This is a genomic window from Bradyrhizobium sp. CCBAU 21365 (genome assembly GCF_015291305.1).
GTDB classification, from domain to species: Bacteria; Pseudomonadota; Alphaproteobacteria; order Rhizobiales; family Xanthobacteraceae; genus Bradyrhizobium; species Bradyrhizobium elkanii.
Genome location: NZ_CP030036.1, coordinates 4,277,888 through 4,300,172 on the forward strand (window position 1 = coordinate 4,277,888; position 22,285 = coordinate 4,300,172).

The window sequence follows — 22,285 nt, forward strand, 5'->3', positions numbered from 1 at the left end:
GGCGCGCGCGGCAGAAATAAGTCTGCCGGCTGCCAATTCGCCGAAGGTGAATTCGGCTGCCACCAGACCGACATTGCGGCGCGAGGACGCTGATCGGCTCTCAAGAGGTAACCCCAATGCTTCGGAGAGCCTCACGTCCATCGGACGGTCCCGCGAAGCCGACCGAAGTCCTGCGCCATTCAGGTTTCGAGGGCGACCGGAAACCGGTTGCCGATTTGCTGCGCGGCCGCCCTCGTTGCGACCCATGGAGGGCCGCCTGACCGCTTTGGCTCCGCCGTGCCGGATGGCGAGGTCGGATCAGCCGACTTGACTATGGCCGCTTCGTTTGCCGGTGGCGCGCCGTGACAAACTGCCGCCACCAGGGGCCCCTGCGAACCGCCGCGACATGACGGTATCGCGTTGGCGCCAATGTGCCTGGCATGACAGTCGTCATTTCAAACAACATTTCAAACAGTGCTGCGCGAAAGAGCAAATCCATCTCCCTTGCGGGAAGCTGGATTGCATGACTACGTGTCCGCCACGAACCAATCACCTCAAGAGGAAATCAACATGTCCCAAGGAAAGCGCATCGTCCTGGCTTCGCGCCCGCACGGCGAGCCCAAGTCGGCCAATTTCAGGCTCGAGGACTACACGCCGCCGACGCCGGGCGCGGGCGAAGTGCTGCTGCGCACCATCTGGCTGTCGCTCGATCCCTATATGCGCGGCCGCATGGCCGACGGTCCGTCCTATGCCGCGCCGGTGCCGGTCGGCGGCGTGATGGAAGGCGGTACGGTGAGCGAGGTGATCGCGTCCAACAATCCCGCCTTTGCCAAGGGCGATATTGTGCTGTCGCGCGCGGGCTGGCAGACGCACGTGCTGTCCGACGGCAAGGGCCTCGCCAAGATCGATCCGAAGATCGCGCCGATCTCGACCGCGGTCGGTGTGCTCGGCATGCCCGGCATGACCGCCTATACGGGACTGCTCGAAATCGGCAAGCCGCAGGCGGGCGAGACGGTGGTGGTGGCGGCCGCGTCCGGTGCAGTCGGCTCGGCGGTCGGCCAGATCGCCAAGATCAAGGGCGCGCGGGCGATCGGCATTGCCGGCGGCAAGGACAAGTGCGCCTACGTCAAGAACGAGCTCGGCTTCGACGAGTGCCTCGATCACCGCGATCCCAATCTCGCGGCGAAGCTGAAGGAAGCCTGCCCGAAGGGCATCGACGTCTATTTCGAGAATGTCGGCGGCGCGGTGTTCGACGCGGTGTTTCCGCTGCTCAACGCGTTCGCGCGCATCCCGGTCTGCGGCCTGATCGCGCATTACAACGACACCGAAGCGCACGCACCGAAATGGGCCGGCGCGATGATGCGCAACATCCTGACCAAGCGGCTGACCTTCCGCGGCTTCATCGTCAGCGACTTCGCCGCCATGCATGGCGACTTCCTCCGCGACATGTCGCAGTGGGTGCGTGACGGCAAGGTCAAGTACAAGGAGTTCGTGACCGAGGGCCTGGACAGCGCGCCGGAGGCCTTCATGGGACTGCTCAAGGGCGCCAATTTCGGCAAGCAGCTGGTCCGGGTCGGGCCGGACAAGGCCTGAGTTACAGGCCCCGGAAGCTCCCATTCCGCGCAACAAAGTATCAAAAGCGCCACAATGGCGGGGATTTGGGGGCCTTTTGGCCCCCATTTGCTTGACGGAGACCCGCAGCAGTTGATTCAATATGGCTATATTTCAGGTGTAGCCATGATTTTTGAACTTATTGTTTTCGGGGTCATTCTCCTCTCCGTCGGCTATTGGGCGACGATGTTCGTCATGGGCCGCCGCGACGACGTCTTGCATGGAAAATTCGTCGAGGAGCAGCCGGACACGGAGCCGGTCCGCTTCATGCCGCAGGTGCCTCGCGTGCGGCGCCCGCCGCCGGCGCCGCAGCCGAACAAGGACTCGCTGCAGGCGCTGCTCACCGTGATCAAGCGCGACCTGAACGACGCGGCGCGGAGCTGACGCGGTTCAGGCCGCCGTCTCTTTGCCGAGCAGCATGTCCAGGTCGACATCGACCTGGCCCTTCGCCCTGACGTGGCGGACCTCGAAACTGTCGGGCTGGAAGCGGTATTCGACGAGACCAACTTCCTTGATGCCGATCACCTCCTGCCGCGCGTCCGAGATGATGAAGCCCGCCGAGGGCGCCCAGATGTGTCTGACATGCTCGAACGTGTAGTCGCGGCGCTGGTGCACATGGCCGCTGCCGACCAGACGCCAATCGACCTTGCCGAGCATCTCGATCAGGCGGCGGCGCGCCGGCTGCGGGACGAAGCGGATCGCGGTCTCGGCGCGCTCGGCATCATAGGGCAGGTCGAGATAGAGCGGCTTGTGCAGGAACAGCGCGACCGGCCTGCCGACGGCCTTGTCGAGCGCGCCTGCGAGCCAGTCGAACTGCTCGACCTCGCTGTCGAGGCCGGTGTTCATGATCAGCGAATTCAGCCCGATGAAGCACCAGCCGGCAGCGTCGAAATGCCAGCGGTCCTCGCCGAGCACCGAGGTGAAGGCGCCGCGCGTCTCCTCGGTCGGCAGTTGTGAAGGCGTGGGGCCGACCGCGGTCGGATTGTCACCGATGTCGTGATTGCCCGGCAGATAGAGGCAATCGACCGGCAGCGCGTTGTGCAGCTCCTTGGCGAACGCGAGGTCGTCGCGGCTGGTCGGCCCGTCGAACGAGACGTCGCCGGAGTTGAGCACGAGATCGGGACGCGCAGCGTCGATGTGCTCGCTGACGCGATGAAAGTTGTCGATGAGCGGCTTGAAGCGGCGCGCGAGATGGGTGTCGGAGATTTGTGTCAGGCGAAATTGGGGCATGCATCGCTCCTTTCGGCCGGAGCATAGGTCGGCGCGAAGTCGGAACGATGACGATTTTGTCGTCTTGTTCGATGCCTCGTTTGAAGTCCTGTTTGATGTGATGTTTGGTTTTGCGCCTTTTTGGGCGGCCGCTGATCGCCAGTTGCCGCACCGACGCCGGCGAGCCCCGCCGTCACCATGCCGGGCACGTCGCTGCCCCGGGGCTGCGCTGTCGAGGATCGGGGTGATGATGCTGATCGCGTCATCCGTGAGGGGCTGAAACCGCTATTGGTCCTGGGAGTTGGTCATCCGGGCTCGGGTGATGTTTCAACGGGTTACCCAGGCGCCTTATTGGGCCGCTTCATTGGGCGCTCATTGTCTTGTGGGCGAGCGGCGGCTAAGAGGGCGGCAGGGCGCCCGCGGCTGAGGGAGATTTTTGATGTCGGTTCAAATGGTTCTGCTGCCGGTCTTCATCCAGATCGGGCTCGCCTTCGCGCTGTTGTTCGCCATGGCGACAACGCGTACAAGGGCGCTGACGAGCGGCGAGACCAAGATCGGAGACATCGCGCTGCGCGAGCCGAACTGGCCGGCCCAGGCCACCAAGTTCGGCAACTGCTTCGCCAACCAGTTCGAGCTGCCGATCCTGTTCTATGTCCTGATCGCGATTGCGCTGCCGCTGCGCCGTGCCGATCTGTTCATCGTGCTGATGTCCTGGGTGTTCGTGGTGACGCGGTTTGCCCATGCCAGCGTGTTCGTCACCTCCAACGACGTGCGGCCGCGCTCGCTCGCCTGGTTCGCCGGCGCGCTGGTGCTGGCGGCCATGTGGCTGTATTTCGCGCTCAGACTGCTGCTGCTGATCTGATGCGCCCAACCGAAAGAGATCAATGACCCCCGCTGCCCGGCTTTCCGCCGCGATCGAACTGATCGCCACCATCGACGCACAGCGCGTTCCCGCGGCGAAAGCGCTGAAGGAATGGGGCACCGCGCACCGTTATGCCGGCTCCGGCGATCGCGCCGCGATCTCCGGCCTGATCTGGGACGTGCTGCGCCGGCAATCCTCCGCGGCCTATTTGATGGATGACGCCAGCGCCCGGTCGCGCGTGCTCGGCATGCTCAAGCTCGAACGCGGCATGGATATCGCCACGATCCAGGCGCTGTGCGACGGCGGCCGGTTCGCGCCGGATCCGCTGACCGCGACCGAGGAGGCCGCATTGGCCTCGCGCTCGCTCAAGGAGGCGCCGGCGCATGTCGCGGGCGACTATCCGGACTGGCTCGACCCGCATCTGGCAAAGGTGTTCGGCGACGACCGCGCGGCGGAAGCGACCGCGATGGCGAGCCGCGCGCCGCTCGATCTGCGCGTCAACACGCTGCGCGGCAAGCGCGAGAAGGTGCTGCCGCGGCTGTCGCATCTCGGCGCCAGGGAAACGCCGTGGTCGCCGCTCGGCCTGCGCATCGAGCTCGGCGCCGACGCGCGCAATCCCGGCATCCATGCCGAGGAGGATTTCATCAAGGGCGCCATCGAGGTCCAGGACGAGGGCTCGCAGCTCGCCGCCTTGTTCTCGGCGGCCAAGCCGGGCGAGCAGGTGATCGATCTCTGCGCCGGCGCCGGCGGCAAGACGCTGGCGGTGGCGGCGATGATGCAAGGCAAGGGCCGGCTGATCGCGACCGACAGCGACAAGCGCCAGCTCGCGCCGATCCATGAGCGGCTGTCGCGCGCCGGCGTGCACAATTGCGACGTGCGCACGCCGCGCGGCGAGGAGGAGGTACTGTCCGACATCAAGGCGTCCGCCGACCTCGTGCTGATCGACGCGCCGTGCACCGGCACCGGGACCTGGCGCCGCAATCCCGACGCCAAATGGCGCATGCGCCCCGGCGCGCTCGAGGTGCGGCTGAAGGATCAGGCCGAGGTGCTGGAGCGCGCCGCGCCGCTGGTGAAGGGCGGCGGCCGGATCGCCTACATCACCTGCTCGGTGCTGGCGGAGGAGAACGGTGAGCAGGTCAGGGCCTTCACCGCGCGGCATCCGGAGTTCTCCGTGCAGCCGCCGGAGCAGACCGCAGCGGTGCTGTGGGACAAGGCCGAGGCGTTTGCCGAGGCCGCGCTGCTGTCGGCGGAAGGCCTGCTGATGACGCCGCGCCGCACCGGTACGGATGGGTTTTTCGTCAGCATCCTCAAGCGCCGAGCGTGACGCCGGCGCAACGCCCTGGCGTTGTCGCCGGCGCAACGGCGTCGCTGTTGTCGCCGGAGGTGTGCGCCGAGCGATGGGCCAGCAACGCTTGGCGAGCCTCGAAGGATGGGGATGGACGCGGGCCGTCGCCCTTCGAGACGCGCGCAAGCGCGCGCTCCTCAGGGTGACGGGACGGTGCAAACGCTCTGCGCCGCCGGCGTCCTGCTCACCACGATCACCCAGTACAGCAGCGCGCAGGCGCTGATCGCGGCGCCCAGGACGCACACGCCGGGCCAGCCGGCGGCCGCATAGGCCATCGTCGAGCTTATCGCGCCAAAACCCGTTCCGATCGAATAGAACACCATGTAGCCGCCGACCAGCCGGCTCGCCGCGTCAGGGCGCGCGGCGACGATCAGGCTCTGGTTGGTGACATGGATCGCCTGCACCGCGAAGTCGATCATCAGCACGCCGGCCACGACCAGCCATGGCGAGGTGTTGAGGCAGGCGATCGGCACCCAGCCGGCGAGCATCAAGAGCAACGACAAGCCGGTGGTGCGCTGCCCCCAGCCGCGGTCGGCGAGCTGGCCGGAATTGCGCGCCGCCAGCGCGCCGGCGAGGCCTGCGATCCCGAGCATCCCGATCGTGGTATGCGACAACGAGAGCGGGGGTGCCGCGAGCGGCAGCACGACCGAGCTCCAGAACACGCTGAAGCTCGCGAAGATCAAAAGCGCGAACACCGCGCGTTCGCGCAGGACCTGCTCCTCGACGAACAGCGTGACCGTCGAGCGCAGCAGCTTTGCGTAGGACGATCCGGCCATCGGCTGCGGTGCATGCCGCGGCAGCGCGCGTGCCAATAGCGCCGCCAGCACCAGCGTCAGCGCGGCCGAGGTGAGGTAGACCACGCGCCAGCCGCCGAGATCGGCCAGCGCGCCGGCGGCGAAACGTGCCAGCAGAATGCCTGAAACCACGCCGCTGGTGACGGTGCCGATGGTGCGGCCGCGATCGGCCGGCGCCGCCAGCGTCGCGGCGTAGGCGACCAGCACCTGGATCACGACGGCGAGCAGCCCGACCAGCACCATGCCGACAAGCAGCACCGCGGCGTTCGGCGCGGTGCCGACGATGGTGAGCGCGATCGCCGACAGCACGGTCTGGCCGACGATCAGCCTGCGGCGGTCCCAAAGGTCGCCAAGCGGCACGATCAGCATCAGGCCGAAGGCGTAGCCGACCTGGGTCAGCGTCACGACGCCGCCGATCACCGCCGGCGTGATGGAGAGATCCTGCGCCATGGTGTCGAGCAGCGGCTGCGCGAAATAGATGTTGGCGACGCTCAGCCCGCAGGCGGCGGCGAACAGCAGCACGACGGCGGGCGACAGAGCGCGAGCCGTGGTGTCGCCGGACTTGTCGTGCGTCTTGTGAACGGCCTCGGCCGGCCGGGCCTCAGCCATGGTCTGGTTCGTCATCTTGCCTCCGCTGCAATTCGCAATCTGGTCTCATCATGAGACCAGTTGCGCCGGACGCTGTCTAGTCCTATTTTAAGACCGGTTCGGAATCGTGATCGAGGGAGGCGGAGCGCGATGAAGCGGACCGCATTTGCAAAAGCGGAATGCCCGGTGGCGCGCGCGCTGGACGCGATCGGCGACTGGTGGTCGCTGCTGATCGTGCGCGACGCATTCGACGGCCTGCGCCGGTTCGGCGACTTCCAGAAGAATCTCGGCATTGCCAAGGGCATGCTGACGACGCGGCTGCGCACGCTGGTCGCAACAGGCGTGCTCGAGCAGGTCGCGGCCTCCGACGGCAGCGCCTATCAGGAATATGTGCTGACCAGGCGAGGCCACGATCTGTTCCCGATCGTGGTTGGTCTCAGGCAATGGGGCGAGGCGCATCTCTTTGCGCGCGGCGAGCCGCATTCGGTGCTGCTCGACCAGGCCGGGCAGGCGGTTGGGCAGCTCATGCTGCCGTCGAAGAGCGGCAAGCCGCTGAGCTGGGCGGACACCAAGGTGAGCAAGGTGGCGGCGCGTCGGCGGTGAGCGAAGGGCGGACTCTCTCCACGTCATTGCGAGGAGCGAAGCGACGAAGCAATCCATGTCTCGGCAAGCGGCGCGATGGATTGCTTCGCTACGCTCGCAATGACGGGGATGGAGCCGGGCCGTCGCCCTTCGAGACGCGCTACTCGCTCCTCCAGCGACAAAGGCGAAGCCTTTGCGCGGGGGTGACGGACGACGTGTATTCAATCCACAATAAACAGCGTCGCACCTGTCTTGGTCGACGAACGGTGCGCGGCGTCGCCGAAGTCGGAGACCTGGTAGCTCATGCCCGGCTTCAGCGTGAATTTGCGGCCGTCGCGCAGCTCGGTGTCGAGCTCGCCCGTGACGACGTAGAGCACATGGCCGCGATCGCACCAGTGATCGGCGAGGTAGCCGGGCGAATATTCCACCATCCGGACCCGCAGCTCGCCGATGTTGAGCGTGCGCCACAGCGCCTGTCCGGTCTCGCCGGGATGCACTGAAGGCTCGAGCTTGTTCCAGTCGGTGACGGTGAAGGGCAGGGTCGGGATTTTCATGCGCGTGGTTCCTGACGTCGCGTCTTTCGCTTCTGTATCCTATCCACCGGCGTCATCCTGAGGTGCGCGCCGGGCGGTGCGTCAGCAGCGCGCGGCGAGCCTCGAAGGATGGTTGGAGCCGGGCCGTCGCCCTTCGAGACGCGCGCAAGAGCGCGCTCCTCAGGGTGACGGATGACTGGATGCCGCAGCGCCTCATCCCACCAGATGGTTCGCCGAGCCCTGCCGGATCTTCCTCTCGGCATCCAGCCGCAGATACTCGCAGATCTTCTTGCCGCGTTCGTTCTGGTAGAACACGACGACGCTGTCGGGCGAGACATAGAGGTCGATCAGCTCGAAATGCAGCTCGGGCAATTTCGCCAGCGCCGCGCTCCAATAGGCGCGCAAGCTCGCCTTGCCGCGTACGGTGCCCGACGCGCCGAAGCCGAGCGGCGGGATCCGGTCCGAGGTCATCTCGGCATCCTCGGCATACATCGCCAGCACCCGCTCGAGGTCGCGCGCGTTCCAGGCGGCGATCCAGTCGCGGCCGAGCGCGGCAAGGCGGGACGGCTCGTGAAAATCCGGCATTGGTTTCCTCCATGTGGTTTATGGCCAAATTAGGTCAATAATACTGACCTATATGGATTTGTCCATGCCCAAAGAAGAATGTGGGCGCCCCTTCGAGCGCGGTTGCGGGGGCGGGCGCCGTCGCGTATCTGCTTGCCATGACAGCCCAGCACACAGCCCAAGACACAGTTCAAGAACCGTCGACGCCCTCCGTGGCCTCGGCGCATGACAAGATTCTGATTGTCGATTTCGGCAGCCAGGTGACGCAACTGATCGCCCGCCGCGTCCGCGAGATGGGCGTCTATTCCGAGATCGTGCCGTTCCAGAAGGCGGAGGCCGCCTTCAAGGAGATGAAGCCGAAGGCGGTGATCCTCTCCGGCGGTCCGGAATCGGTGCACGAGACCGGCTCGCCGCGCGCGCCGCAGCTGATCTTCGAGTCGGGCGTTCCCGTGCTCGGCATCTGCTATGGCCAGATGACCTTGGCGGCCCAACTCGGCGGCGAGGTCCAGGGCGGGCACCACCGCGAGTTCGGCCGTGCCGATGTCGAGGTGAAGACCGACAGCCAGCTGTTCGACGGCATCTGGGACCACGGCGAGAAGCACCAGGTGTGGATGAGCCATGGCGACCGCATCACCAAAATGCCGCCCGGCTTCTCCGTCGCCGGCACCTCGCCGAATGCGCCGTTCGCGATCATCCAGGATGAGAAGCGGAAGTATTACGGCCTGATGTTCCATCCCGAGGTGGTGCACACGCCGGATGGCGCCAAGCTGCTGCGCAATTTCGTGCGCAAGGTCGCGGGGCTGACCGGCGACTGGACCATGCGGGCGTTCCGCGAGGAGGCGATCGAGAAGATCCGCGCCCAGGTCGGCAAGGGCAAAGTGATCTGCGGCCTGTCCGGCGGCGTCGATTCCGCCGTCGCGGCGGTCTTGATCCACGAGGCGATCGGCGACCAGCTCACCTGCGTGTTCGTCGATCACGGCCTGCTGCGGCTCGACGAGGCCAAGACCGTCGTCGACCTGTTCCGCAACCACTACAACATCCCGCTGGTGCATGTGGACGCGTCGAAGGAGTTTCTGGGCGAGCTCGAGGGCGTCACCGATCCCGAGGTGAAGCGCAAGACCATCGGCCGTTTGTTCATCGACGTGTTCGAGGCGGAGGCCAAGAAGATCGGCGGCGCCGAGTTCCTGGCGCAGGGCACGCTCTATCCCGATGTGATCGAGAGCGTCTCCTTCACCGGCGGCCCGTCGGTGACCATCAAGTCGCACCACAATGTCGGCGGCCTGCCGGCACGGATGAACATGAAGCTGGTCGAGCCGCTGCGCGAGCTGTTCAAGGACGAGGTGCGCGTGCTCGGCCGCGAGCTCGGCCTGCCCGAGGTATTCGTCGGCCGCCACCCGTTCCCGGGCCCCGGCCTCGCCATCCGCTGCCCCGGCGACATCACCAAAGAAAAGCTCGACATCCTGCGCAACGCCGATGCGGTCTATATCGACCAGATCCGCAAGCACGGCCTCTATGATGCGATCTGGCAGGCCTTCGCGGTGCTGCTGCCGGTCAAGACCGTCGGCGTGATGGGCGACGGCCGCACCTACGAATACGTCGTCGGCCTGCGCGCCGTCACCTCGACCGACGGCATGACCGCGGACTTCTATCAGTTCGACATGAAGTTTCTGGCCGAGACCGCGACGCGCATCATCAACGAGGTGAAGGGCGTGAACCGGGTGGTGTACGACGTGACGTCGAAGCCGCCGGGGACGATTGAGTGGGAGTAGGCAACCCAGCAATTTGGATACGCAACGTCCGGAGAAGAAGCGCCTGCTACAACCAAGTCGGATGAACGAGAAATGCCGCCGGGTGATCAAGGCCGCAAGCTGCGAAGGACGCGATTGCTTCGTCAGATGAAGCAAAGCCATTTCGCTGAATTGATGGGTGTGAACCAAGCGACCGTGTCGCGCTGGGAGCGGGGAGTTCTCGATCTATCCGAAGCGCAGTGGGCTACGGCACAGCGGTTGTTCATGGGCCGATTCGAATCGGCTCAGGATGCCGGCCTGAAGCGTCTTGTCGAATCCTCCTCCCACAAGGTCCATCTGGTTTGCGACCTGACGCATCGCCTGCTTGCCGCATCAGCCTCTAGACAAGCCGAATGGCGAACCGACGTTTCCGAATTTCTCGGCAAATCGTTGCTGGTCTATGCATCTCCGGAAATCCTCGCGGCTGATACCACTCTCGATGATCTCGGCTGGTATGACGGACAAATCGGCTCGCTCGAGGTCGAGACCGGGCCGAATTTTGACGCGAACCTTGTGATCGCCCCAGGACGGCTGCTGTGGGAACGCATCACGCTTGCCGATGGAACTCCCGCACGGCTGGTCACCACCATCGCTTGAGGCGCAGTTGGAGCTCACCTTGGCGAGGTGATCCCGGCATATTTTATGCGTGGCCACTTTTCGCCAAAAGCTGCTAGCTCGGGGCCACACGCCAGGTGTGAGTTTTGGCATCGCACATCCGTTCGGATGCGCGGAAGCGCTGAAACGAACACAGCCAAGACCCGAGATCGCGTTCGATGAATCCCGTTCAGTCATTTGACATCCAGGCCGTTCCAAAGGCCGAGCTTCACGTGCATGTCGAGGGGACACTGGAGCCGGGCATGCTGCTCGATTTCGCCCGCCGCAACGATGTTGCGATCCCGTACCGGTCGATGGCGGATATCCTCGCCGCGTATCGCTTCTCTGATCTCCAGTCATTTCTGGAGGTCTACTGGGTCGGCCTGACCGTTCTCCGGACCGAGCGCGACTTTTATGAGCTGACGTTCGCATACCTGTCCCGCGCCAGAGAGGACGGTGTCGTTCATGCGGAAGTCTACATCACGCCGGCGGACCATACCGAGCGCGGAGTGCCGTTCGCGGCGGTCATGGATGGTATCAGCGCCGCCTATGCCGATGCACGATCGCAACTCGATATCACCGGAGGCATGATCCTCTGCGTTCGCCGGCATAAGCCTGTTGAAGAGGCTTTCGCCGCTATCGAGATGGCGAGTCCCTGGCGGGACAGGGTGATGGCCCTCGGGCTCGGCGGACCGGAAAAGGGCTATCCGCCGGGACAATTCGCCGAGGTCTTCGCCCGTGCCCGCGCGCTTGACTGGAAGGCGACGGCGCATGCTGGCGAAGAGGGACCGCCGCGCTATGTTACTGAGGCGATCGACAGGCTGCGCGTCGATCGCATTGATCATGGCGTCCAATGTGAGGCCGATCCGGCATTGATGCGACGCCTTGCCTACGAAGGGATACCGCTGACGGTGTGCCCGCTCTCGAATGTCGCGTTGAAGGTTTTTCCCGCTCTCGAACAGCACAATCTGCGCCGGCTCCTCCACGCCGGCCTCTGCGTCACGGTCAACTCAGACGACCCAGCGTATTTCGGCGGGCACGTGAACGAAAACTTCATCCGCGCGGCCGGTGCGCTGGGGCTGACCGCGGAGGAGCAATTGAGCCTGGCCGACAACAGCCTCAAGGCCGCGTTCATGGATGAAGACAGGCGTAAACGCGCACGGCGCGTCATCGCGGAGATGGGCAAGAGGGGCGGTGTACCGGTCAGTTGCAATGAGAGTTGACGTGACCGGTTCCGCACTCCGTGTCTGGCTCGCCGTCATCGTGCTCGGCGTTGCTTCCTTTACGATGGTCACGACCGAATTCGCGCCGATCGGGCTGTTGTCACAGATCGCGTTCGATCTGGGCCAAGACCAGGCCGCCGTCGGGCTCGCGGTAACGCTCTATGCCTGGATCGGCGCTGCGAGCGGCCTGTTGTCTGCCGTCCTGCTTCAGCGATGTCCCCGCAAGCCGTTGCTCGTCGTCCTGATGCTCGTGCTTTCCGCAACCAATCTGGCCGCGATGCACTCCCATAGTCTGGAAGCGCTGATGCTGGCGCGGGCGGTGGGCGCCGTCGTTCACGGCTTCTTCTGGGCCATGGCAGCGGCGATCGCCGCGCAGATCGCGCCGTTGGATCGTATGGGTGTTGCGACCGCGATCGTGTTCGGCGGAATTTCGATGGCAACGGTCATCGGCGTGCCGCTCGTCAACCTCATTGGACAGACCAGCGGGTGGCGCACGGCGTTTGGTGTGATCGGCGCGGTCGGATTATTCGCCTCCGGCCTGATGGCCGGCCTTCTTCCGCAAATTCAGGCGGGATCGCCGACCGGATGGAGAGCGCTGGCAGCGGTGTTGCGCAGGCGGGACCTGCGGAGAATCTATGCCGTAACGGCGTTCATGGCGGCAGCGAATTTCGCGGCATACACCTTCATCGAACCGTTCCTTGGGCAGATTCCGGATGTGCCGCCCGTCATGATCGGTGTGATGCTGTTCGGTTTCGGCGGAGCGGGATTCCTTGGCAACGTTCTGACCGGCTTTCTGATCGATCGCTTCATGAAATCCGTTATCACGTGGGGACTGCTTGCGCTCTCGGGAGCGCTGGTCGGCCTTGGATGGTTTGGCCCTCAACTGGAGATCTCTTTGGTCGTGGCCTTGCTCGTCATCTGGGGCACCGCGGTCGCAGCGTTGTTCGCGGGCCTCCAGACCTGGATCTTGCGCGCGGCCGGTAGCGCGGCCATGCCCGCGGCCGCGATCCATTCGGCCGTGATCAACTCGGCTATCGGTACAGGGGCCACCCTTGGCGCCCGGATCCTGAATGTCTCGGATGTATCCGGAGTGATGCTGGTGGCCGGCGAGATCGTCATCGTGCCGCTTCTGATCATGCTACTGCACGCGAGATCGCCGAAGCGTTCGGACGGCGTGGTGAGCTCCATTGGTTCGTAGCGTAATTCACTGCATCGTCGCTCGCGAGGGCAGATTACGCCCTGCTGACCGCCTTATGTGCGACCGGCATTGACCGCCAATTGAGCCAGGCCGCCGGGGACAATTGAGTGGGAGCGGGGCTTGAGCGAGCGTAAACCGGATGAGCGAAACGATATCCGGGGCACTTTCTGTCCGCGTGTCGTTGTGGCGTCCCGCATATCGCTGCGCTCATGCGGGTTACTCGCTGCCTGCGCAAATCAAATCTCGTTTCCCCGCCTGCGACAAATCACCCCGACGGGCAACTCACCAAAACCCTGTCAATCCTGCGATAAGAAAATATTCCGATTGGCGTTTGACCCAACTCAGATGTTCAATCTGCGCGTCTCACCCGACACGAGGGGCGGATCGCGATCGTCACGAACGTGGTGTGGGATGCGGTGGACGCTGAGTGCGCAGTTGACGAACGCGCATGAGGCGGACGGTGAAGTCGTGTGGTCCTGACGCCCTAGTGGTAGGTGTCTTCCGCGAGATGCGAAGCATCTTCGCGAAACGGTGACAAAAAAGCCCAGTCTCGCCGGGGAGAGCACGAAGTAAGCCGCACAACCATCGCGCAGGGAAGGCCGGATGTTTCCGGTTACACCTGTGGTCCTACCCCCGAGCTCTCTACCCATTGCTCGGGGCCCATGGGTGCGATCGGCACCCGGTCTTCCCTGCGCCCTCTGATCGAAGAGGGTGAAACCAAACAGCAAGGCTCGGACGATTTTCGTCGCGAGAACGCTTTGTCATATCTGACGCTGTTTGAAACCGTTGAACCGAACTGCGCGCTGTTCATCCGGCGCGGCCAGGGTGTCTCCCCACTGTTCGAACGGCGCCCGCGCGATCACTGCTCCTTCTTTAGCAGATCCTGGAAGATGAGCTGGCCCCAAAACGCGGCCGCGTGCGTGCACCGGTGAGCGTAGCCCGGATGAGCCAACGGGGCGCGCGAACGCGCGCCCGATGACGGGCTCCGCGATATCCGGGGCACTTCCTGTAGCGCGTCGCGTGGTGTCCCGCATATCGCTTCGCTCATGCGGGCTACTCGCTACCATGGCTTGGAACGATCGAGTGGGAGTAGGGCGTCCCCGCCTCGCCTCGATCTGACATTCGGGCGATCTATGCCGGCAGGAGACCCGCGGCGCGATAGCTGTCGATCATGGAGTCGTAGAGCGAAATATCGGCGCGGCTTCTGGCGATGAGCTGCGCGCCGGCGACGGCGGCGAAGATGGCGCGGGCCCGCTGCTCGCTCTTTCTCGAACTGACCAGGCCCGCCGCCACCAACAGCTTGCTCAGCCACGCCACGTTGACGTCGGCAAAGGTCTGGACCTCCTGCTTCACTGCGTCCGGCAGGTGGTCGACTTCCGCGGACATGAAGCTGCAGAGGCACATGCGATTGTTGTTCTCGAGCGCCTTGCGAAACACCTCGGGATATCGACGCAGGCAGCGGACAGGATCGGCCGTTTCCGCCAGCATCGCCTCGAGCTGGGCGGCGGTGTCTTCCCAATAGCGCCGCGCGACGGCGACGCCGAGATCGGCCTTGCTCGGGAAATGGTGATAGATGCTGGCGGCCTTGATCCCGACCTCGTCGGCAAGATCGCGGAAATTCAAGCCGATATAGCCGCGCGCCTGCGCGGTCCGCTTTGCTGCCGCCAGGATGGCCTCCCGAGAGCTCGAACTCACTTCGTCGCCTCACTGCTTCGTTATCTACCAAGTGACAGATAGGCGTTGACCGGCCGGATTTGAAGGCTAGTTTGACCCTACCAAGTGACAGGTAGACAGGAGTCATGATGAAGATTTACGATTGGCCAACTGGCCCATATCCGGCCCGCGTTCGCATCGCTTTGGCCGAGAAGAACCTGCGGTCGCAAGTGGAGTTCGTATTGGTCGATCTCTACAAGGGCGAGCACAAGAAGCCCGAATTCCTTGCCAAGAACTACTCCGGCACGCTGCCGGTGCTCGAACTCGACGACGGGACCTTCATTGGCGAGTGCACAGCCATCACCGAGTACCTGGACGCGCTCGATGGACCGCCGACGCTGACCGGCAGGACGCCGCGCGAAAAGGGCGTGATCCACATGATGAGCAAGCGCGCCGAACTGGAACTGCTCGACGCCATCAGCGTCTATTTCCACCACGCCACGCCGGGTCTCGGGCCTCATGTCGAGATCTATCAGAACCCCGAATGGGGATTCCGTCAGCGCGACAAGGCCCTCAGGGGGATGCACTACTTTGACGGCATTCTGAAAGGACAGCCGTTCGTCGCCGGCGACGCATTCACGATGGCCGATATCACCCTCATAGGCGGCTTGATCTTCGCGGGGCTGGTGAAGGTGCCGGTGCCGATGGAGTGCGAGGCTCTTCTGGCATGGTATGCAGCGATGCAGGCGCGTCCCAGCGTCAAGAACCGGATAACGATGTCCGAGCCGATCGAGGCATCTTGATCGAGATCGTAGTCTGCGAACGCCGCTCTCGTGAGACTTACGCGAGAGCGGATCGCCGAGATCGCAAGCGTAGCCCGGATGAGCGCAGCGACATCCGGGGTTTTCCGATCGGCGCTCCGCGTCTCGTCCCGCATGTCGCTCCGCTCATGCGGGCTACGGGTCGCAAATCCGTTACGGCTCCTTCTTGAACAAATCCTGGAAGATGAGCGGGCCCCAAGTGCGGCCGCGTGCGTGCACCAGCGCGCCACCCTCGTTGAACTTTCCCAGCTTGACGGGTGCGAACCCGAGTTGCTTCGCCAAAGCCGCCACGGGAGCGGTCGCGTCCTCGTCGTCACCAGCCAGAAAGACCACCCGGTGGCCGCCCTCGACGATCGGATCGGCGGCCAGCTTGGCCGCAACCAGGTGATTGAAGCCTTTGACGAGCTTGGCGCCGGTGAACGCCTTCGCGACGAAGGCGGAGGACAGCAGACCGTCCAGCTCTTCGGGGACTGGAAACGCGTTCATCGCGTCGATGACCGTCTTGCCTTTCCAGCTCGGCAGGGCCTTCGCGACCTCGCGATGCTCCCCGAACGGGACCGCCAGGATGATTGTGTCGGCCTCGAGTGCTTCCCGCAGCGACCTGGCGACGACCGCGGGTCCAATCGCCCGAGCCTGCGGCGCCAGCGCCTCGGGCGGCCGGCGGCTCGCGACGGCTACCTCGATGTTCTTACGGGCGAAGGCGTGGGCGAGGGCCTGGCCCACCTTACCGAATCCTACAATCGCATAGCTCATGATGCTTCTCCGATCCGTGTTGATATTGATTCCCCGGCCGCTCAGATCGCCGAGAAGCCGCCGTCGACAGACAACTCCACCCCGTTCACGAAGCTCGAATCGTCTGAAGCTAGAAACAGCGCGGCCGCCGCAATTTCCTCGGGACGCCCCATCTTTCCGCGCGGGATCAGGGATTCGAACATCCGCTTCGCCTCCTCGGTGAGAACGTGGTCCTGCATCGGTGTGGCGATCGGCCCCGGGCTCAACACGTTCACCCGGATATTCCTGCCCTTCAGTTCGTTGAGCCAGGTGCGTGCGAATGAGCGCAACGCCGCCTTGCTCGCCGCATACACGCCGTAACCAGGAAAGCCTTTCACCGACGCGACCGACCCGGTCATGAAGATCGAGCCGCCATCGCTGAACAGCGGCAACGCCTTCTGAACCGTAAACAGCGTGCCGCGCGTATTCAGGTCGAAGGTCGCATCGAAATGCCGCTCGGTAATCTCGCCGAGCGGGATGGCTTCGCCGATGCCGGCGCTTGCGTACAGGACGTCGATCTTGCCCTTTTGCCGCCTGACCGTATCGAACAGGCGGTCGAGGTCGTCGAGATTGGCCGCGTCGCCGCGCACGCCGGTCACGTTGCGGGCGATCAGCCTGACGGCCTCGTCGAGCGCTTCCTGCCTTCGGCCCGTGATGAAAACATAGGCGCCTTCTTCAACGAACCGCCGGGCGCTCGCCAGCGCCATGCCGCTCGATCCACCCGTGACGACTGCAACCTTACCCTCAAGCTTTCCCATGACTTCTCCTTTCGTCGTGTCGGACAGCGTCTCTGGTCCCATTTGCGAGATGGCCCCCGAGAACCTCGACGTAGCTCCGCCGGCGTCAGGCGTTGAGTGCGGAAGCGTGCACATCGGTGGTGCGAAATCGATCCGGCCGGACGACTGACGCCAGCCGCAACGATCGGTGTCCGCCGCTCGGAATTGGGCCGCGCTTGTCGGCATGGGCTATTCGGCTTGGGCTATGATGATCGCCCGTGCTACCCACATCCGAGATGCTGTCCGACGTATTGGACACGGGCTTTGGAAGGCGCACCCCAGCGGTGCCGGATTGCACCATGATCGACTGGGATGACGTTCGCTACTTTCTTGCCGTCGCGCGCGGAGGCTCGGTACGGGCTGCCGCCGAGCGCCTCGGAGTGAACCACTCGACCGTGCTGCGACGCGTCGCCCAACTGGAGGAACGGCTCGGGGCGCAGATGTTCGAGAGGCTGCCTTCGGGCTACCGCCTGACGGCTGCGGGGGAGGAGGTCCTCGAGCTCGCGGAACAGATGGAAGCGTCGTCGCACCAGCTGGAGACGCGCGTCTTCGGCCGCGACCAGGGCGTGCGCGGGCGTCTGCGGGTGACGCTGGCACCGCCCCTCGCGACACACCTGCTCATGCCGGACTTCGCCGATTTCGCGCGTCTGCATCCGGACATCGAAATGGAAATCATGTCGTCCGGCGAGCTGGCAAATCTGACCAACCGGGAGGCCGACGTCGCGATCCGCGTCGTCTACGACCGCAAGACCCTGCCGCTCAATCTTCACGGCCTGAAGGGACCGGAGCTGTTCGGAGGCATCTACATATCCCGCGATCGACTGGCCGCGTGGCGTGCGGGCGCGCCCGATCCCGTCAGGTGGATCGTCATAAGCATTCACGGAATCCCGGACTGGGCCCACGAGGGCGAGGTTCGCGCCGCCGAGGTTCCGTTCAGGGCCACAGATGCCGAGGCGCAGATCGTCGCGGTGCGGCAGGGGCTCGGCATGACGACGCTGCCGTGCTTCGTCGGAGATGCCGACCCTCTGCTCGTGAGGGTGCCGGGCACCGACCTGCACATGTACGGGACGCTCTGGCTTCTCACACAGGGGGAGACACGCAAGACGAAGCGCGTGCGGCTCTTCACCGAGTTCGTATCCCGCAGGCTCACCGCGTACGCGCCGCTTCTCGCGGGACTGTCCGTATCGCGCGACTGACGCGCGGGCAGGTCGCCGATGGCGCTTGCCGTACTCCGGTCGGAAGCCGAGCCGCGATTGCTCCAAGCGAAATCCCGGTCAACCCCTTGGGCCGCTGACGGTAGCGAGCGTAGCCCGGATGAGCGAAGCGATATCCGGGACATTGCCTATCAGCGAGTCGCGTGGTATCCCGCATATCGCTGCGCTCATGCGGGCTACTCGCTGTTTCAGCGTCGCGATGGCGCAGCGCGCCGGTCAAGCGGCGAGGAGGCCGCTCGACCGATTGATGCGCACCGATCAATATGGACCCGGCTCACAGGGGACGTTGTTGCCGGTCCAGGGCGCAGTGGCGAATGAACCGACGCGCGGCGCCGGAATGCAGGCGCGACCGTCGACATAGACGGGCTCGGTCGGCGCGGCGGCGCTCGCCTCCGCGACGTGGCGGGACACGGCGTGGGTTTCACGCGCCATTGCCGGCGACGCGATCATGGCAACCGCGATCAAAGCAGCCGACAGGAGTTTGACGTTCGTCATTGAGTTTCTCCGTTTTGTTTATGGGGCCAAGGAGTCTGGCCTCGTCGGATATTTGTGCGCAGCAACGGCGGACTTAAATGCAATCATCACTCACGCCGGCTCAACGCTGCGTGAGCAATGCGATCCTCGCCGTTGTGTCGCGCAATGCAGGCCATCACTGACAGGCTGGATGAACGAAGCGTAATCCATCACGTCCTCGCGTGATGATCGTGAGGGCGCGTTACGTCCGCCAAAATTTCGTCACGGCGCGAGCTCGGGTCGGACCTCGCCGAGCAGCGCCATGCCGCCGAGCCGGCCGAGTTCGTCCGAACATTTTGCGCTCTTGCCGTAGCAGCAGAAGGCGACCGTGACGCGCTCCGAAAGCGGTCCGATGCAGGGCAGGCCGCTGTCGCCGAAGGTGGTCATGCAAGGCACGACGCGGCGTTCCTCGAAAGCGAGGTCGCGAATGCGGTCTAGGATCTGTCCTTGAAGCCGATCGGCAACTTCAATCGATCCGCCCGAGCGGAACCAGTCCTTGATATCGGCCTCGCTGTCGAGCGGAAGATCGACCGGATCGCCGCCGAGCTTCAGCCAGGTCTGGCCGTCCGGATAGGAGATCGGCGGCAGGATGTAGGGATTGTCGCCCTTGGGCCCGAGACAACGCATCGACGGCATTTCGGCCAGACGTTGGGTCTCCGCCGCACCGAGCCGGAACAGCGCTGCGGTCCGCCCATAGACCGTAAAGCCCAGGGAGCGGCCGAGCAGCGATTGGGTGTGCCCGCCCGCCGCAACCAGAACACGCTCGGCCTCGATGCTGCCCGATCGCGTCCGGATCGTCACGCCGGAGCCGCTTTCCGAAATCCCCAGCGCGGGCTCGTCGATGATCCGGGTGCCGGCGCGCTCCGCCGCGATCGTCTGCGCGCGGACCAGGCGGCGCGGGCTGATGTATCCGGCATTGCGCGGCTCGAAGTAACCCTGCATTCCCGCCGTCGATTTCAGAAACGGAAAGCGCTCCGCGAGCCCCGTATCACGATAGGCTTCACACAGGATACCGTCTTCGGCACAGATGCTGCCGATCGAGGCAACATCGGTGGTTTCGCTATTGCCAATGTGAAGCGCACCGGCTTCCCGGTAGAACTCCACGCCGCTCTCCGCTGAAATCTCGCCATAGCGCGAAATCGCAGCGCGGTTCGCTTGCCGCCAGAACGCCCCGGGATCGTAACTCCGCGTGATGCGGCCCTCGTCATAGTGGCTGCCGAAGACGCTGCCATGGCGCGAAAGATCCGCCGGCTCATCGGGCCCGATCAGCGCAACATCGTGGCCCATCTTGCTCAGATGCCGCGCAGCCGCCGACCCGATCAGGCCACGTCCGATCACCGCAAGTCTGATCGCTTGATTGGTGCTCACGAATAAGTCCTGCGCTCTGCCTGCATCGGCGGTGTGAAATCAACCATGTCATTTCCGATGCTCTGGCAGCAAGCATAATCCGGCTGAGCGCGCAGCAGGACTGGCGAAGCGTGATCCGCCACATCTTGAAGCCACGCGCGAGGCAGCGGGTTGCGCGGCGCTAACCCGCCCTGCGATATCAGCCAGACTTTTCGCGGCCGTCGGGACGTCGGCGCAAGCCCGCGTCTGATGACGCTGCTTTCCGCACGAACGTTCCACCGACCGAACTTGAAACAGACAGTCACGGCGATTTCACTCGCGCTGAACGACGTTATATGAGATGATGCAACCAAAGGTCAACATCGTGCATTGTCACGGGCAGGAGGGCGAAATGAGTGACCAGATGATCGATGCGACGACAAGTCCGGCACAGATCGTTCAGGAGGCGGCCAAGAAATATCTCGGCATCAGCAACGCACCTGGCTGCTGCATCGCGGTCTATGACGAAAAGTCGTTCGGCACCAAGGGCTACGTCTACCCCAAGGGACTGTCAGGCGTGGCCGGCTCTTCGCCCGCGCCGTTCAGTGTCACGACCGACACGGTGTTCGAGATCGGATCGGTGACCAAGGTGTTCACCAGCACATTGCTGGCGGTGGCGGTCAAGGCGGGTGGGCCTTCACTTGACGACACCATCGGCCCCTATCTGAACCTCTTCAGCGCGAAGGCGGTGGGCACGCCGGTGCTGGACGCCATCCAGCTCGTCCAATTCGCCACCCATACCTCCGGCATGCCGGAGCAGCCGGGGGACGGCTTGACTGGCTACAGCGAGCAGCTGTTTGCGGACGAGCCGCCTTCCAGTGAACTCATCAACTGGTGGAATCAATATGATACGCCGCCGCAGGGCTGCTGGCAGTATTCCAATATCGGTTTCGTGACGCTGGGCTTTGCGGTCACGCAGATGTTCGCGAAAGACAAGGGCCATAACTACAACGAAATTCTGGCCGAATACGTCACCGGTCCGCTCGGCATGAAGCAAACGGGAGCCGTCGTCAATTCATCATGGAAGATTGCGCAGGGATGTATCGGGCATTGGAGCAAGAGTGCTGAGCCGCGATACCAGATCGTTTTCGACCGCAACACGCCGACCGGCGGCACAGCCTTTGATCTGAAAACCACCGGCGACGATATGATCAGATTTCTCGCGGCGCAGATTGCGGCCCCGAACGGGGTGCTCGGGTCGCAAATCGCGCTCACGCAGCAGAACCAGGGGACATTCCCCGTTTGCGGGGAGAAGACCAGCGTCACCATGGGCCTCGCCTGGCAGATCACCACGGACACGCAGGGCCATACCGTTTTCACAAAGAACGGCGCTACGAGCAGGGGCGGATTCGAAGCGATCGTGATCGTCGTGCCGGAATTGCAATGCGGTGTCGCGGTGCTGAGCAACCAGTATTTCGATGCGTCGGGCGTGCACCCCGCGGGGATCGGACCCGGCCGCACCGCACTAGAGATTATTTCGCAGCTCCATCCAGGATTCGAGCTGACCGAACCGCTGTCAGAACACGATCCTTTCGACTAGCAAACCTTGCCTGGATGGGCGCAGCGATGTCAGGGGCTTTGCCATCTGCGCGAGGCCTGTCCCTGATGTCGCCAACCTCATCCGGGCAGTTGCTTCCCCGTGTTAACCGCCAGCTGCGCGGCGAAAGCACGCTGGTAAGCCGGCCGGGCTTCCCCGCGGGCGACATAGGCGGACAGGCTCGGAAATTCGTCGAGAATGCCCGATGCTCTCAGCCTGAGCAGCACCGACACCATCATCAGGTCGCCCGCACTGAACGCGCCGTCGAGCCAGTGGGCGTTGCCGAGGTGCGCGGACAGTTGCTTCAGCCGGTCGCGGATGCGATCCATGACCAACGGCAGGCGCTCTTTGATCCAGGGCTTGTCGCTCTCCAGAATCCTGGCGGTCATGAATTCGAGGATCGGCGGTTCCACCGTGTTGACCGCGGCAAACATCCAGGTGATTGCGCGGGCGCGGGCATTGGCATCGCCCGGCAGCAGGCCGGCATGACGTTCGGCGATATGCAGCACGATCGAGCCTGTCTCGAACAGCGCGAGATCACCTTCCTCATAGGTCGGAATCTGGCCGAAGGGATGCAGCGCCAGATGCGCCGGCTCCTTCATCGCCTGGAACGAAACAAGGCGAACCTCGTAGGGCTGGCCAGCTTCTTCCAGCGCCCAGCGAACGCGCGTATCGCGCGCCAGCCCCTTGCCGCCATCGGGCGACCGTTCGAAGGCGGTAATGATGGGGGTCATCGTTTGCTCCA

At 64.2% G+C, this 22,285-nt stretch carries 23 protein-coding genes; 13 read left to right on the forward strand and 10 right to left on the reverse strand.

What is annotated here, in order from left to right:
- The first annotated feature begins 549 nt into the window (after positions 1–549).
- Both XI02_RS19405 and XI02_RS19410 read left to right on the forward strand, forming a co-directional pair.
- Entirely contained in the window at positions 550–1,572 is a 1,023-nt protein-coding gene (locus XI02_RS19405; protein ID WP_018271182.1) for an NADP-dependent oxidoreductase, read from the forward strand.
- Between the two features lie 54 nt (positions 1,573–1,626).
- The gene (locus XI02_RS19410) at positions 1,627–1,974 is read left to right on the forward strand and encodes a hypothetical protein (protein ID WP_370143625.1); all 348 of its coding nucleotides are present in this window, start codon (positions 1,627–1,629) and stop codon (positions 1,972–1,974) included.
- 6 nt (positions 1,975–1,980) lie between these two features.
- Here the strand turns inward: XI02_RS19410 and XI02_RS19415 are convergent, their stop codons facing one another.
- Positions 1,981–2,820 (reverse strand): metallophosphoesterase, encoded by an 840-nt coding sequence (locus XI02_RS19415; RefSeq protein ID WP_018271183.1) that lies wholly within the window; start codon positions 2,818–2,820, stop codon positions 1,981–1,983.
- Positions 2,821–3,238: 418 nt separating this feature from the next.
- Between XI02_RS19415 and XI02_RS19420 the strand changes: the two genes are divergently transcribed.
- Both XI02_RS19420 and XI02_RS19425 read left to right on the forward strand, forming a co-directional pair.
- The gene (locus tag XI02_RS19420) at positions 3,239–3,661 is read left to right on the forward strand and encodes an MAPEG family protein (protein ID WP_026192653.1); all 423 of its coding nucleotides are present in this window, start codon (positions 3,239–3,241) and stop codon (positions 3,659–3,661) included.
- 22 nt (positions 3,662–3,683) lie between these two features.
- Complete coding sequence (locus XI02_RS19425) at positions 3,684–4,985, forward strand: RsmB/NOP family class I SAM-dependent RNA methyltransferase (protein WP_018271184.1); 1,302 nt, start codon at positions 3,684–3,686, stop codon at positions 4,983–4,985.
- 158 nt (positions 4,986–5,143) lie between these two features.
- Here XI02_RS19425 and XI02_RS19430 read toward each other — a convergent pair whose 3' ends face one another.
- A complete protein-coding gene (locus tag XI02_RS19430; protein WP_018271185.1) occupies positions 5,144–6,424 on the reverse strand; it encodes an MFS transporter in 1,281 nt (426 codons plus the stop codon).
- 114 nt (positions 6,425–6,538) lie between these two features.
- Between XI02_RS19430 and XI02_RS19435 the strand changes: the two genes are divergently transcribed.
- Complete coding sequence (locus XI02_RS19435; RefSeq protein ID WP_018271186.1) at positions 6,539–6,991, forward strand: helix-turn-helix domain-containing protein; 453 nt, start codon at positions 6,539–6,541, stop codon at positions 6,989–6,991.
- 200 nt (positions 6,992–7,191) lie between these two features.
- On the opposite strand, the gene XI02_RS19440 is transcribed toward XI02_RS19435, so the two are convergent.
- Together XI02_RS19440 and XI02_RS19445 are read right to left on the reverse strand one after the other, a co-directional pair.
- Complete coding sequence (locus XI02_RS19440) at positions 7,192–7,524, reverse strand: DHCW motif cupin fold protein (protein WP_018271187.1); 333 nt, start codon at positions 7,522–7,524, stop codon at positions 7,192–7,194.
- Positions 7,525–7,716: 192 nt separating this feature from the next.
- Positions 7,717–8,088 carry a nuclear transport factor 2 family protein gene (locus tag XI02_RS19445; RefSeq protein WP_016840304.1) on the reverse strand — a complete coding sequence of 124 codons (372 nt, stop codon included), beginning with the start codon at positions 8,086–8,088 and terminating at the stop codon, positions 7,717–7,719.
- Between the two features lie 137 nt (positions 8,089–8,225).
- On the opposite strand from XI02_RS19445, the gene guaA reads away from it, so the two are divergent.
- From guaA to XI02_RS19470, 5 genes are all read left to right on the forward strand, one after another.
- Positions 8,226–9,836 carry a glutamine-hydrolyzing GMP synthase gene (gene guaA / locus XI02_RS19450; RefSeq protein ID WP_026192654.1) on the forward strand — a complete coding sequence of 537 codons (1,611 nt, stop codon included), beginning with the start codon at positions 8,226–8,228 and terminating at the stop codon, positions 9,834–9,836.
- 72 nt (positions 9,837–9,908) lie between these two features.
- Entirely contained in the window at positions 9,909–10,451 is a 543-nt protein-coding gene (locus XI02_RS19455; RefSeq protein ID WP_041482641.1) for a DNA-binding transcriptional regulator, read from the forward strand.
- A 176-nt stretch (positions 10,452–10,627) separates the two neighbouring features.
- A complete protein-coding gene (locus XI02_RS19460) occupies positions 10,628–11,671 on the forward strand; it encodes an adenosine deaminase (protein ID WP_069277776.1) in 1,044 nt (347 codons plus the stop codon).
- Position 11,672: 1 nt separating this feature from the next.
- Positions 11,673–12,869: an MFS transporter gene (locus tag XI02_RS19465; protein ID WP_018271190.1), complete on the forward strand. Its 1,197-nt coding sequence runs from the start codon at positions 11,673–11,675 to the stop codon at positions 12,867–12,869.
- A gap of 662 nt (positions 12,870–13,531) precedes the next feature.
- Positions 13,532–13,801, forward strand: a complete 270-nt coding sequence (locus XI02_RS19470) for a hypothetical protein (protein WP_018271191.1) — start codon at positions 13,532–13,534, stop codon at positions 13,799–13,801.
- Between the two features lie 199 nt (positions 13,802–14,000).
- Here XI02_RS19470 and XI02_RS19475 read toward each other — a convergent pair whose 3' ends face one another.
- Positions 14,001–14,564, reverse strand: coding sequence for a TetR/AcrR family transcriptional regulator (locus XI02_RS19475; protein ID WP_018271192.1), 564 nt, complete (start codon positions 14,562–14,564; stop codon positions 14,001–14,003).
- A gap of 107 nt (positions 14,565–14,671) precedes the next feature.
- On the opposite strand from XI02_RS19475, the gene XI02_RS19480 reads away from it, so the two are divergent.
- The gene (locus XI02_RS19480; RefSeq protein WP_026192657.1) at positions 14,672–15,325 is read left to right on the forward strand and encodes a glutathione S-transferase; all 654 of its coding nucleotides are present in this window, start codon (positions 14,672–14,674) and stop codon (positions 15,323–15,325) included.
- A 171-nt stretch (positions 15,326–15,496) separates the two neighbouring features.
- On the opposite strand, the gene XI02_RS19485 is transcribed toward XI02_RS19480, so the two are convergent.
- Positions 15,497–16,096, reverse strand: a complete 600-nt coding sequence (locus XI02_RS19485; RefSeq protein WP_018271194.1) for an NADPH-dependent F420 reductase — start codon at positions 16,094–16,096, stop codon at positions 15,497–15,499.
- Positions 16,097–16,137: 41 nt separating this feature from the next.
- Positions 16,138–16,872 carry an SDR family NAD(P)-dependent oxidoreductase gene (locus tag XI02_RS19490; RefSeq protein ID WP_026192658.1) on the reverse strand — a complete coding sequence of 245 codons (735 nt, stop codon included), beginning with the start codon at positions 16,870–16,872 and terminating at the stop codon, positions 16,138–16,140.
- Between the two features lie 317 nt (positions 16,873–17,189).
- Here XI02_RS19490 and XI02_RS19495 point away from each other — a divergent pair, with 317 nt between their 5' ends.
- Entirely contained in the window at positions 17,190–18,086 is an 897-nt protein-coding gene (locus XI02_RS19495; RefSeq protein ID WP_018271196.1) for a LysR family transcriptional regulator, read from the forward strand.
- Positions 18,087–18,362: 276 nt separating this feature from the next.
- Here XI02_RS19495 and XI02_RS19500 read toward each other — a convergent pair whose 3' ends face one another.
- Both XI02_RS19500 and XI02_RS19505 read right to left on the reverse strand, forming a co-directional pair.
- Complete coding sequence (locus tag XI02_RS19500) at positions 18,363–18,599, reverse strand: hypothetical protein (RefSeq protein WP_018271197.1); 237 nt, start codon at positions 18,597–18,599, stop codon at positions 18,363–18,365.
- Positions 18,600–18,839: 240 nt separating this feature from the next.
- The gene (locus XI02_RS19505; RefSeq protein WP_069277777.1) at positions 18,840–19,985 is read right to left on the reverse strand and encodes an FAD-binding oxidoreductase; all 1,146 of its coding nucleotides are present in this window, start codon (positions 19,983–19,985) and stop codon (positions 18,840–18,842) included.
- A gap of 370 nt (positions 19,986–20,355) precedes the next feature.
- Here XI02_RS19505 and XI02_RS19510 point away from each other — a divergent pair, with 370 nt between their 5' ends.
- Complete coding sequence (locus tag XI02_RS19510; RefSeq protein WP_157183450.1) at positions 20,356–21,543, forward strand: serine hydrolase; 1,188 nt, start codon at positions 20,356–20,358, stop codon at positions 21,541–21,543.
- A 77-nt stretch (positions 21,544–21,620) separates the two neighbouring features.
- Here the strand turns inward: XI02_RS19510 and XI02_RS19515 are convergent, their stop codons facing one another.
- Positions 21,621–22,274, reverse strand: coding sequence for a glutathione S-transferase family protein (locus tag XI02_RS19515; protein WP_026192660.1), 654 nt, complete (start codon positions 22,272–22,274; stop codon positions 21,621–21,623).
- Positions 22,275–22,285 lie beyond the last annotated feature (11 nt).